Source organism: Bacillus salacetis (assembly GCF_003581585.1).
Taxonomy (GTDB): domain Bacteria; phylum Bacillota; class Bacilli; order Bacillales; family Bacillaceae_B; genus Rossellomorea; species Rossellomorea salacetis.
Window position 1 is genome coordinate 41,846 of the sequence record NZ_QXIR01000035.1, and the last position, 12,109, is coordinate 53,954.

At 47.9% G+C, this 12,109-nt stretch carries 12 protein-coding genes; 11 read left to right on the forward strand and 1 reads right to left on the reverse strand.

The features are described from left to right. Window positions 1-242: 242 nt before the first annotated feature. Entirely contained in the window at window positions 243-764 is a 522-nt protein-coding gene (locus D3H55_RS19675) for a hypothetical protein (RefSeq protein WP_119549010.1), read from the forward strand. Window positions 765-861: 97 nt separating this feature from the next. On the opposite strand, the gene D3H55_RS19680 is transcribed toward D3H55_RS19675, so the two are convergent. Continuing rightward, entirely contained in the window at window positions 862-1,485 is a 624-nt protein-coding gene (locus D3H55_RS19680; RefSeq protein ID WP_119549022.1) for a helix-turn-helix transcriptional regulator, read from the reverse strand. A 222-nt stretch (window positions 1,486-1,707) separates the two neighbouring features. Here D3H55_RS19680 and D3H55_RS19685 point away from each other — a divergent pair, with 222 nt between their 5' ends. The 10 genes from D3H55_RS19685 (at window position 1,708) to D3H55_RS19730 (ending at window position 12,028) form a co-directional block, all read left to right on the forward strand. Continuing rightward, on the forward strand, window positions 1,708-2,331 hold the full coding sequence (locus D3H55_RS19685; protein WP_119549011.1) for a superoxide dismutase: 624 nt from the start codon (window positions 1,708-1,710) through the stop codon (window positions 2,329-2,331). A 246-nt stretch (window positions 2,332-2,577) separates the two neighbouring features. Continuing rightward, the gene (locus D3H55_RS23875; protein ID WP_136035750.1) at window positions 2,578-2,904 is read left to right on the forward strand and encodes a hypothetical protein; all 327 of its coding nucleotides are present in this window, start codon (window positions 2,578-2,580) and stop codon (window positions 2,902-2,904) included. Between the two features lie 20 nt (window positions 2,905-2,924). Further along, a complete protein-coding gene (locus D3H55_RS19695) occupies window positions 2,925-3,983 on the forward strand; it encodes an LLM class flavin-dependent oxidoreductase (RefSeq protein ID WP_119549013.1) in 1,059 nt (352 codons plus the stop codon). A gap of 12 nt (window positions 3,984-3,995) precedes the next feature. Then, the gene (locus D3H55_RS19700) at window positions 3,996-4,562 is read left to right on the forward strand and encodes an NADPH-dependent FMN reductase (protein ID WP_119549014.1); all 567 of its coding nucleotides are present in this window, start codon (window positions 3,996-3,998) and stop codon (window positions 4,560-4,562) included. A gap of 254 nt (window positions 4,563-4,816) precedes the next feature. Continuing rightward, the gene (locus D3H55_RS19705) at window positions 4,817-5,788 is read left to right on the forward strand and encodes an ABC transporter ATP-binding protein (RefSeq protein ID WP_119549015.1); all 972 of its coding nucleotides are present in this window, start codon (window positions 4,817-4,819) and stop codon (window positions 5,786-5,788) included. A gap of 12 nt (window positions 5,789-5,800) precedes the next feature. Then, a complete protein-coding gene (locus D3H55_RS19710) occupies window positions 5,801-6,787 on the forward strand; it encodes an ABC transporter ATP-binding protein (RefSeq protein WP_119549016.1) in 987 nt (328 codons plus the stop codon). A gap of 74 nt (window positions 6,788-6,861) precedes the next feature. Then, complete coding sequence (locus tag D3H55_RS19715; protein ID WP_338067964.1) at window positions 6,862-8,616, forward strand: peptide-binding protein; 1,755 nt, start codon at window positions 6,862-6,864, stop codon at window positions 8,614-8,616. A gap of 282 nt (window positions 8,617-8,898) precedes the next feature. Further along, a complete protein-coding gene (locus D3H55_RS19720; protein WP_119549017.1) occupies window positions 8,899-9,864 on the forward strand; it encodes an ABC transporter permease in 966 nt (321 codons plus the stop codon). A 9-nt stretch (window positions 9,865-9,873) separates the two neighbouring features. Beyond that, entirely contained in the window at window positions 9,874-10,800 is a 927-nt protein-coding gene (gene opp4C, locus D3H55_RS19725) for an oligopeptide ABC transporter permease (protein ID WP_119549018.1), read from the forward strand. A gap of 262 nt (window positions 10,801-11,062) precedes the next feature. After that, complete coding sequence (locus tag D3H55_RS19730) at window positions 11,063-12,028, forward strand: carbohydrate kinase family protein (protein WP_119549019.1); 966 nt, start codon at window positions 11,063-11,065, stop codon at window positions 12,026-12,028. Window positions 12,029-12,109 lie beyond the last annotated feature (81 nt).

Consider the following 12,109-nt stretch of genomic DNA (forward strand, 5'->3'; position numbering starts at 1 on the left):
TCAATCTATTCTATGTCTGCAAAGTAGAAAGGATAGGGGGGCTGTCCTCTATCAGCTGAAAATGAACAAAATGCGGAAGGGAAATGCTTTACCGCATCACCGCAAGCGGGGACAGTCCCCACTTGCGGTAAAGTGCTAAAGCGTCGGGGCATTTGTTTTTATATAGCAAATAAAGGGGTACCCCCCCTTAATCTGGAATAGTAATCAAAAAGGGAGAATTGATAGAGACAAGGGGGATAAATATGACGAGTAAAGAAAATAAAATCGCCGCTGCCCTGTATGTGGTTGGAGCTTTATCTATCATAGTCGGGGCCATCTCCGGGCTGTATTATGGATCGCAGGGTGATGCCGGAGGCTTTGGTGAATCGAATGCCAGAATTGCCTGGGGAGTTTTTATTGATGGACTGGTATGGGGGATTGTTTTCTTCGGCTTTGCTGAAGTGATCAAACTCCTTCAGGGGATTTATAACCAGGGGGAACAAGGGAGGGGGAAGCCGGCTGCCGGCGTTCCTTCTGATTCAGATCCTGACTCCAAAACGGGTGGCGGGGCTTATTCGGAATCGGTAAAAGAGGGGCCACAAAAAGAAATCTCTGAAATTGAGAGAGGACAGATAGAGGGATTTTACGCTGGCAAAGGGTTTACCGTAGAAAACATTGCCGTGACTGAGCGGGAAGACTGCTTCGTGGTAACCGTGAATGGGAAGAAAGAGGTCGTGGAACTGGGAGGCTTCAAACCAATTGTTCACCCATATAAAGTAAACTAAAGGGAAAGGGACAAACCGAGCGCCTTGCCCCTTTTAGCCTATTAACGCATTAACGCGGCCGGGGACTGTCCCCGGCCGCGTTAATGCGTTAAAGTATCTATGCTTCGTATTGGATCAGGAATTTGCAGTGATGGTTGCCTTCTGTCCTGCAGCTGACGCGTTTGACTTGCTCCGTTCCGAGGACACTTTTGAACATCTCGGTTTCACACGTGCAGGCTGTTTTGAAATTGTTGGCGATGGCCATGATCGGACAGTTGTATTCAATCAACTCAAAGGTATTGTCATCGATTTGATTGGCCTGGGCCATATAGCCTTTTTCATTTTGGATTTTCTCGATCTCTTGTATTTTCTCAAGCTTGCTGCATTTTTTCTCCACTTGTTCTTTATACTGTGAGGTCAGTCGCTGTTCCCTCTTTTTAAACAGTGCATCCACCGATTCCTCTCCGAAGGATTCTTTGATATCCTGCAGGAATTCCACGCTGATCCCCTCATAATTTTTCGGAAACAGACGGTCGCCTTTTTCGGTCAATGCATAGCGGTATAAGGGTCTGCCCTTGGACTGTTTGAACTCCACAGAATGGATGAGCCCGTCTTTTTCCATGACATTCAGATGCTTCCGGACCGCCATATGGGTGATTCCCAGCTCCTGTATCAAGTCATTGACACTCAGGGAGACTTCCTTTTTCAGCAAATCGAGTATTTTGTCTTTTGTTGTTTTCATTGCGGCAGTCAAAGCTGAACACCTCAATTCTATTAGAAAGTTCGATTCCGGTGTAAAGAGATTATTATACTATGAAGTATATTAAATAGAAAGGTATTGCAGAATCACTGAAACTTTTGAGCAGATAAATTGCTTTCAGCAGGACCATGGATTACTCTTGTATTATATTAATTATACTTTTTGGTATAAAAAGTTTCAAAACATACTTAGGAGGAATTTATTATGTCTACATTTACACTGCCTGAACTGCCTTATGGCTTTGGTGCACTGGAGCCTCATATCGATCAAAGAACGATGGAAATCCATCATGGGAAGCACCATCAAGCTTATGTCGACAAGCTGAATGCCGCTTTGGAAGGCAATGAGGACCTGCAGTCAAAATCCTTGGAAGAGCTTCTAAGCAATCTGGAAAGCGTACCGGAAAACATTCGTGCCGCAGTAAGAAATAATGGAGGCGGACACCTGAATCACAGCCTGTTCTGGAATGTGATTGCCCCTGCAAAAGAAAGCAATGAACCTGCCGGAAATTTGAAGGAAGCAATTGAGAAAGCCTTTGGCAGCCTTGATTCTTTCAAAAAAGAATTCGCTCAAGCAGCTGCAACCCGCTTCGGTTCCGGATGGGCTTGGCTGGTCGTCAATGCAAATGGAGAGCTTAAAGTGACAAGCACCTTGAATCAGGATAACCCGGTAATGGACGGCGGGACAGCGATCCTTGGCCTTGATGTCTGGGAACACGCTTACTATTTGAACTACCAAAACAGAAGACCGGATTATATCGAAAGCTTCTTTAACATCATCAACTGGGACGCGGTGGCGAAAAATTATGAAGCTGCTCAATCCAACTAAATAAGGCTGACGAATAAGGTGCCTTTTCATGGGTGCCTTATTCTATGGAGAAATTTAATGAGTCTTATTGTAAAAGGAATAAGGGGTTCTATAAGAATACATGAAGTCCCCGGAGACGAAAATGCCGTTAAAAAGCGGGTTTGGGTACATGGAACCCAGTGCCCCCCCCCCGTGATTGTCCGTCCGGACTGGACATTAGACCTGCATAAAACAAATAACAGACTTAAAAAAATGGAGACAGCAAAGATGGCCAGTTTTACAGGAAAAATGATATTAGTTGAAGAAAAAGGATCCACTGTTTTGACTATGGACCAAATCCCTGTTGCAAAATTGTTTTCCCGTTTCAATGGCAGGCAGATGTCCCTTTCCATTTATAAGCTGAATACTCAGGCAGGGAAGGAGCTCATAGGGAAATACGAAGGCTCTGCCGATGTATTTTACTTTGAAGGCGGGCAGCAGTTTTATGCAGGGACCAAGTATGTGAACGACTTTTATATAGATGATGAGGATATCATTGAAAAGTTGGAGAGCCTATTGGATGAAGATGTTAGGCTGACGGTTAATGAGGAATAAAGAAAGAAGGAGGGATCTTAGTGGAAAAATACCGTATTGATCAAAGTAAAGGTTTGGAATTCGGCATCTATACGCTCGGCGATCATCTCCCGGATCCGAATACAGGAGAAAGGATCCCTGTGCAGCAGCGTTTAAAGGAAATAATTGAATATGCAAAACTTGCCGACCAGGCGGGACTTGACTTCTTCAGTGTCGGGGAAAGCCATCAGGATTATTTCGCCACTCAGGCACACACGGTCGTTTTGTCTGCCATCGCACAGGCAACGAAGAATATTAAAATCGGGAGTTCTTCGACGATTATCAGTACATCCGATCCGGTAAGGGTCTACGAAGATTTTGCAACGATTGATCTCATTTCGGGAGGGCGTGCTGAAATAATCGCAGGACGCGCGTCCAGAGTGGGCCTCTTCGAATTGCTCGGATATGATTTGAGAAACTATGAGGAATTATATGAGGAGAAATTTGACCTTCTGATGAAAATCAATCAGGAAGAAGTGGTGAACTGGAGCGGGGAGTTCCGGGCGCCGCTGCGAAACGCAAAAGTGCTTCCGCGTCCGCAAGGCGGGTCCATGCCGGTTTGGCGGGCAGTCGGGGGAACACCTGCGAGCGCCATCAAGGCTGGATATGCAGGGGCACCGATGTTCATGGCTCACTTGGGGGGACCGGCTTCTGTCTTTAAACGGACGGTCGATGCCTATCGTGAGGCTGCACGCAGCAAAGGGTTCGACCCGGCTGAACTGCCGGTTGCCACAGCAGGGTTCTTCTATGCGGCTGAGACATCCCAGCAGGCTTTGAAGGATCTTTATCCTCATATTAATGAGGGCATGAAGAAGACAAATGGGGGCGGGTTCCCGAAACAGCATTTTGCGCAGGGGGTCGACCCTCACAACATCATGAATATCGGAAGCCCGCAGGAAATCATCGAAAAGATCCTTTATCAGCATGAAACGTTCAATCATCAACGGTATATTGCCCAAATTGATTTTGGCGGCATGCCTTTTGATAAGTTAATGAAAAACATCGAGATTATCGGTACAGAGATATTGCCGGCAATCCGAAAATATACAGCGAAAAAGTAGGAGGGAAGCCATATGAAGGTGGTTGGATTATCAGGATCGAAAGTCGGTTCGAAAACGAGGACGGCGATGAACTATACTGTGAAGTCTCTTAAAGAACAATACCCAGACACAGAGGTGGAATTGCTCGATCTTGCTGATTATGACATTCAATTCAGTGACGGCCGGAACTATCTGGAATATGCCGGTGACACAGGGTATGTGACCAAAACCCTGATGGAAGCAGATGCCATTATCATCGGGACGCCGGTGTTCCAGGCATCCATCCCGGCAACTCTGAAGAACATCTTTGACCTGCTTCCGCAGAATGCATTTCGGGATAAGGTCGTCAGCATGCTGGTGACCGCAGGTTCTTCTAAGCACTACCTGATTGCGGAACAGCAGATCAAGCCGATATTGGCGTATATGAAAGCGCAGATTGTCCAGACCTATGTATTTATAGAAGAAGCCGACTTCCATCTCAAAGAAATTACCAGTGATGATGTCAGGTTCAGGATTGACCGGCTGGTGGAAGATACCGTCATGTTAACGGAAACCTTCGCGGCAATCCGGGAGAAGAAAGAAGAGGAATACGATTTCTAAAATTATAAGAGTCAAAAAGGAAGCCGGGTGGCTTCCTTTTTTCTTTAGCGCTTTAAAGCAGCCGGGGACTGTCCCCGGCTGCTTTAAAGCGCTAAAGCGACCTGAATAATATTTCCTTTTTATCCATTTGTTTAAGTTAATATTATAAATTTTCAGTATATTTATACATTTTTGTCTTATTTGTAAAGATTCGCACATAGAGTAGTACTAATTATTTTGTCTCAAAAGAAAATATCAAAGCTGAGGTGACGCAGTTGGCTCAAAATGAATTACTGGATGTAAAAGGGTTGAAGACGTATTTTTACCTGGAGGATAAGAAGGTTGCTAAGGCTGTGGACGGTGTTGATCTTTCTATAAAGCCTGGAGAAACACTGGCGCTGGTGGGGGAATCCGGCAGCGGGAAAAGCATCACTTCTCTATCGATCATGAAGCTGGTCGGAAAGCCTGGGAAAATCCAGGAAGGGGAGATTGTCTTCGATGGCAGGAACCTCGTCCAATTGAATGATAAGCAGATGTCCAAAGTCCGGGGCAGGGAGATCGCCATGATATTCCAGGAGCCTATGACTGCTTTGAATCCTGTTTTCACTATTGGGAATCAGATAGTAGAAACACTTGTCAGGCATAAGAAGATCACAAAGGAACAGGCTCACCGGCATGCCGTTGAACTGCTGAGGGTGTGCGGGTTCCCGAGGGCAGAGGATACGATGCGAGAGTATCCCCATCAGCTTTCAGGCGGCATGCGCCAGAGAGCGATGATCGCGATAGCAATTTCCTGCGATCCGAAGCTTTTGATAGCGGATGAGCCTACGACCGCTTTGGATGTGACCATACAGGCACAGGTCCTCGATTTGCTTGATGAAATGAAAAAAAAGTTCAATATGGCGGTCCTCTTGATCACTCATGACTTGGGAGTTGTGGCGGAATATGCTGATAGAGTCATGGTCATGTACGGCGGCCAGATTGTGGAGGAAGCAGACGCGGAGACGATTTTCGAGGATCCGAAGCATCCTTATACGAGCGGCTTACTCGAAAGTCTGCCAAGCCTGGATAAAGAAGTTGACCGGCTCGGTGCGATAAAAGGCACGGTTCCCCCTGCGCATCTTTTCCCGGATGGCTGCCGATTTGCCGACCGCTGCCCGTTTGCAATGGATAAGTGCCGAATGGCGAATCCCGAACTGCGGCAGACGGAGCCTGGCCGTATGGTTCGCTGTTACTTATATGAATAAGGGGGGAAATGTGTGAATACCGATCAGGAATATATCTTGGAAGCTAAAAGAATCAAAAAATACTTTCCTATTAAAGGCGGCGTCCTCAAAAAAACGGTAGGGCAGGTCAAGGCGGTTGATGATGTCTCCCTATCTATTATCAAAGGTGAAACCCTGGGAGTGGTGGGAGAGTCCGGATCAGGCAAGTCGACTCTCGGACGTGTGATCCTCCGGCTGCTCCAGCCGACAGAGGGCAGGATCCTGTTCGAAGAAAACGACATCACCGGGCTTGGGCCCCGAAAACTGCGTCCGTATAGAAGGGATATGCAGATCGTCTTTCAGGACCCATTCGCCTCTCTCAATCCGAAGATGAGCGTGGAGGAGCTAATAGAGGAACCCCTGATTGTACAAACCTCATTGAAAAAGCCAGAGAGAAAAGAACGGATCATTTCGCTTCTTCAAAAAGTAGGGCTCCGTCCCGACGACAGATTGAAATATCCTCATGAATTCTCAGGAGGACAAAGACAGCGTATCAGCATCGCAAGGGCACTCGCCCTCAATCCAAAGTTCATCATCTGCGATGAGCCTGTATCCGCCCTTGATGTATCGATCCAGGCCCAGGTGCTGAATCTTATGGCGGACCTGCAGGAAGAGCTCGGTCTCACCTACCTGTTCATTGCCCATGACCTCAGCGTGGTGAAGCATATCAGCGACCGTGTTGCCGTCATGTACCTTGGACGGATCGCTGAAATTGCCCCTAAGAAAAACCTCTATGACACACCGCTGCATCCTTATACGCAGGCATTATTATCTTCGGTTCCTTCCGTTGAAAAGAGGAAGGACCGTGAAAAGATCATCTTGAAAGGGGATTTGCCGAGCCCGTCCGACCCGCCGTCCGGCTGCGCCTTCCGGACGAGATGCCCCAAAGCACACGAGAGGTGTTCAATTGACAGGCCGGAACTGATCCATGCCGGGGACGGCCATTACGTTGCCTGCCATTTGTATGACAAGAAGGGCTGATACAGCAGATTGAAAGGAGGTGATGCCCCTCTGATCTGGTTGGCCGAAGGTTCTTTTTCTAAAAAATACAAGGGGTGAAGAGATTGGTAAAAAAGAAAAGCTGGCTGCTTATGCTTGTGACTGTATTGATTATTGGAATGCTTGCTGCCTGCAGCGATTCATCGAATAATGAGGAAACCGATAATGAAGGCGAGGGAGATGCGAAGTCCGGCGGTACTGTCACAGGTGCAATGGATACTGCACCTACTGGCCTGTTTAACCCGATCTTCTATACAGAGGCATATGAATCGAATATTTTGTCTTTTACTCATGAAGGATTGGTGAGCCAGAATTCAGAACTCGAATTCATTCCCAATCTTGCCACTGAATGGGAGCCGAATGACGATAACACTGAATATACCTTTAAGTTAAAAGAGGGTGTAAAGTGGCATGACGGCGAAGACTTCACTGCGGATGACGTTGTGTTCACTTACAAAACCCTTTCAAGCCCGGGTTATATAGAGGCAGGCGGAGTACGTACAAACTACGTCGAAAGACTGGCAGGATATGAGGAGTTCTCCACTGGAAAGACGAAGGACTTCCAAGGCGTTGTCAAGGTAGATGATCATACAGTCAAGTTTGTTTTTGCCCAGCCGAACGTTCTTGCTTTACCTGACGCAAGTTTCTCCATAATCCCTGAACATAAATTTGCGGATGTTCCTGTTGCTGAAATCCCTGAACATGCCGCTTCCCGCGATCCTAATGAAGTGGTCGGAACCGGCCCATTCAAATTCACCGAGATGGTGGAAGGGGAGCAGTATATCCTGACAAAGAATGCCGATTACTGGCAAGGCGAGCCGAAGCTTGAGAGAGTTGTCTGGAAAGTGGTCGACCAGTCCATCATCCTTGGTCTGCTTGAAAAGGGCGAGATCGACTTTGTTGCCGATCCAAATGGTTTCCAGGCAGCCGATTATGAAACAGTCGATGCAATGGAACATGTGGAAATCATTGAACAGCCTGATTTCGGTTATCAAATCATGGGAATGATGCATAACCATCGGGCAAAAGGCGACACCACCATTTCACCTGACAAATGGACGGAAAATGAAAAGCTTTCTGACCCGAAAGTACGCCAGGCCATTGCCTATGCGATTAACCGCCAGGCGATCATTGACGGATTGCTGTTCGGGCGCGGAGCCATTCAAAACTCTCCAATTGCAACCCAATTCTGGGCGTACGATGACACGAATCCGAACCAGTATGAATTTGATGCGGAAAAAGCCAAGTCCCTTCTGGATGAGGCCGGATATGTAGATAAAGACGGTGATGGATTCCGTGAAGATCCACAGGGTAACGAATGGGTGCTCAACCTGAATTATCCTACAGGAAACCAAATCCGTGAGCGTTCAGCCCCGATCATCGAAGAGTTCCTTGAAGCGGTGGGCATCAACATCGACCTGCGCCAGCCGAAGGAAGCTGCCGCATACTTTGAAGACTTGGAATTGAACAGCCAGGATTGGGACCTGTACCTTCTCGGCTGGAGCCTGGGCAGTACCGATCCGGACCCAAGCGGATTATGGAATGCAATGGCAGGCTATAACTATTCACGCTGGAACAACCCTGAAGCTGACCAATTGCTGAAGGATGCCTTCACGCCGCCGGATGCCTTCGACCAGGAATACCGCAAGAAAGTGTACAGCGACTGGCAGGTTAAGTTCGCGGAAGATCTTCCGGCTGTCATCCTTTACGCGCAGAACAGCCTATGGGCACATAATAAACGTTTGCAGGGTATCGAAGTGCTTCCATACTCCTTCTTGAGCAATTCTCACAACTGGCAGGTAACCGAGTAAGAAGACATAAGGAAAGAGCGTTCGGTATGGCGCCGCGCTCTTTTCTTTTATTAAACCAGGCATGTGGCAGAAACCTGCTATATATCCTTCATGAGCGGACTCATTCTTCTTTTACTATAAGGCTGCTGCCTCATGAAATATTGCTTTCAGTCAATCCGAAAAGCAAGCTCAAGGGGATTTCACGGGAACAGCAGAAAATTCTACGAGAAGAGCCTGGTATAAAAAAAGCTTCAATGGATAAAAATGGCCAGCTGCCTAAATTGAAAGAATGGAGGGGGAACTATGTACCAGTACATCTTGCGGCGAATTCTTATTTTCATCCCGATGCTTATTGCCCTGACAATGATCGTGTTTCTCATGCTCAAAATGGCGCCCGGCGATCCGATTGCCGGCCGTTTGATGGATCCTAATATTGATCCCAAGGTCTTGGAACAGCAGCGGGAGGCACTGGGATTGAATGATCCGGTTCACATTCAATACTGGAATTGGGTAACGAAGGTTGCCCAGGGTGACTTCGGGGAGTCATTCATTTATAAAGGGCGGGAAGTCAGCGACCTGATTTCAGCACGTGTTGCCAATACGCTTCAGCTCGGGCTGTTTTCGTTATTCATCACCATTGCAGTGGGTATTCCGATCGGCATCTATTCTGCCAGAAATCCTTATTCTGTGCTGGATTATGGAGCCACCACCTTCGGCTTCCTGGGGCTTGCGATCCCAAACTTTTTCTTCGGGCTCGTAGCGATTTATATATTTTCAATCACGCTTGGCTGGTTTCCCTCGCAGGGGTCTGTCTCAACCCCCGGGATAACGGGGCTTGAGCTCTGGATCAACAAGCTGCATCATCTCGTGCTTCCGGGCATCACCCTCGGTCTGGCTGGAACGGCGACGTATATGAGGTACATGAGGTCGGAAGTGCTCGATGTCCTAGGCAGCGACTACATCAGGACGGCTAAAGCAAAAGGTATGACCGAAAACAGCGTGCTGTATAAGCATACATTGCGGAATGCGATGATTCCGATAATTACGCTTCTTGGGTTTGAGATCGGTGCGCTTCTGAGCGGCGCCATCATCACGGAGGGAGTATTCCAGTATCCTGGATTGGGGACGCTGTTCATCAATTCCATCAGCAACCGCGACTATCCTGTCATTATGGCCATCAACCTGATGCTCGGTGTGTTCATTTTGATAGGGAATCTCCTTGCAGACATATTCTACAGTATTGTTGACCCAAGAATCCGTTATGAATGAGGTGATGAAATGCAGATCAACCCGCAAGATGCAAGCATAGGAGCCGGCTCGGAAATGCAGCCGCAGAATAAACCGGCAAAAGGGAAGACGCCTTTCCAGATCGCCCTTGGCCGTTTCATGAAAAATAAACTGGCAGTAAGCGGTGTGGTCATCCTTGCTTTGATCGTATTAATGGTCGTGTTTGCCCCTTTATTCACGGACCACAGTCCGACAAAGTCCAATCTGATGCTGGTTGAACGTCCGCCGAGTGCAGAGAATCCGTTTGGAACCGACAGCTCCGGACGTGATGTACTTTCCCGCTTTTTGTATGGAGGAAGGATCTCGCTCATCGTCGGGTTCAGTGCGATGGTGTTCACCCTGCTGATCGGAGTGACGCTGGGATCGATCGCCGGATACTACGGAGGTAAAATCGATAATTTCATCATGCGTGCGACAGATATGATGCTTGTTCTGCCTTTTCTCGTCATCATATTGACGGTAATGGCGATTCTGGACAAAGTCACCATTGGAATCTTTGTCGCGATCATTGCTTTGACGTCCTGGCCCAACTTGACCAGGATCATAAGGGGGGCCTACCTTTCGCTGCGTGAACAGGAATTCATACAGGGAGCAAAGGCCATAGGGGCAAGTGATCTCAGGATCATCTTCAAACACTTCATCCCGAACGCCATCGGTCCGATCGTGGTGAATGCCTCGCTGATGATGGCCACCTATATCATTGTGGAATCCGCTTTGAGTTTCATCGGATTCGGGATTCCGCAGCCGACGCCGACATGGGGCAATATGATTTCCGAAGCACAGAGCCTGCGCATCCTGCGCAACAGCCCGGCTGCCTGGATCCCGCCCGGACTCGCAATCCTGACAACCGTCCTATGCATCAACTTCATAGGAGACGGCCTGCGTGACGCGTTCGACCCGAAAAGCAACAGACGCTAGAAAAGAACCTGCCCACCCGGCAGGTTCTTTTCTTTACCGCACTAACGCAGTGGGGGACAGTCCCCTGATGCGTTAACGCGGTGAAGTAACAGGGGACAGTCCCCTGGTACGCTGACGCGGTGAAGCGGTAAGGCAATTTTGTTCTGTGCCACTGTTTCCGTTTGTTATGCTATTATGAGAAATATACATAATCCCGACCCAACCGGATCCAACTAACAGCAACAGAAATTGCTTGAAATAATAACGAACCAGAGGTGGAAATATGGCAAAGCTTCTCTCGATAGGTGAAGTGTTGATTGACTTTATACCCCAGGAAAAGGGAGTCGCATTGAAAGATGTGGTATCCTTCGAAAGAGCTCCCGGCGGCGCACCGGCTAATGTGGCAGCCGCTGTGGCAAAGTACGGCCAGGAATCTGTGATGATTTCCAAACTTGGACAGGATGCATTCGGGGACTTCCTCATCGAAAAACTGGCTGATGCGGGGGTCAACACAGATTATATCCTCAGAACGAAGGAAGCCAACACGGCACTGGCTTTCGTTTCATTGAAAGAAAACGGCGAGCGGGATTTCTCTTTCTACCGAAACCCATCGGCCGACTTGCTGCTGCAAGCAGATGAACTGGACGAGAATATCTTTGGAGAAGGAGATTTCCTTCATTTCTGCTCCGTCGACCTGGTGGAATCTCCGATGAAATATGCTCATGAACAAGCCATCGACATAGTGAAATCGCAAAAAGGAATCATCAGCTTCGATCCCAATGTGCGTTTACCCTTATGGGATGATGAAGAGGACTGCCGAAGAACGATCCTCGAATTCCTGCCGAAAGCCAATATTGTAAAGGTCTCGGATGAAGAGCTGGAATTCATCACAGGCATTTCTGATGAAAAAGAAGCCTTAAGCTCGCTGTTCAGCGGCGATGTCGAAGTAGTGATCTATACACAGGGAGCTAAGGGAGCGATGGTTTTGACACATGAAACCTCTCTGTTCAAACAGGGATTTGCGGTCGATGCCGTCGATACAACAGGAGCTGGTGATGCCTTCATCGGCGGATTCCTGTCTGTCCTTCTGAAAAATCATGTACGAAGAGAAAAACTGAAAGAATTCGTTGAAGCAAAAGGTGATGAACTCCTGACGTTCGCGAATGCCAGCGGTGCTTTGACGACAACGAATAAAGGCGGGATCAGCGCACTGCCGACCCTTCAGGAAATAGAAGAGATAGGTGAATAAAGCGAGAACACCGGATGTCAGTATCATCCGGTGTTTTTTTTAAATGGTTTAGAAAACCCCTGGCTATGCCGGGGGTTCCAA

Bases quoted from the DNA above. Each gene is read 5' to 3' on its own strand.
- D3H55_RS19675 (WP_119549010.1), top strand. From the start codon at position 243: ATGACGAGTAAAGAAAATAAAATCGCCGCTGCCCTGTATGTGGTTGGA.
- D3H55_RS19700 (WP_119549014.1), top strand. From the start codon at position 3,996: ATGAAGGTGGTTGGATTATCAGGATCGAAAGTCGGTTCGAAAACGAGG.
- D3H55_RS19685 (WP_119549011.1), top strand. From the start codon at position 1,708: ATGTCTACATTTACACTGCCTGAACTGCCTTATGGCTTTGGTGCACTG.
- D3H55_RS19720 (WP_119549017.1), top strand. From the start codon at position 8,899: ATGTACCAGTACATCTTGCGGCGAATTCTTATTTTCATCCCGATGCTT.
- D3H55_RS19730 (WP_119549019.1), top strand. From the start codon at position 11,063: ATGGCAAAGCTTCTCTCGATAGGTGAAGTGTTGATTGACTTTATACCC.
- D3H55_RS19680 (WP_119549022.1), bottom strand. From the start codon at position 1,485: ATGAAAACAACAAAAGACAAAATACTCGATTTGCTGAAAAAGGAAGTC.
- opp4C (WP_119549018.1), top strand. From the start codon at position 9,874: ATGCAGATCAACCCGCAAGATGCAAGCATAGGAGCCGGCTCGGAAATG.
- D3H55_RS23875 (WP_136035750.1), top strand. From the start codon at position 2,578: ATGGCCAGTTTTACAGGAAAAATGATATTAGTTGAAGAAAAAGGATCC.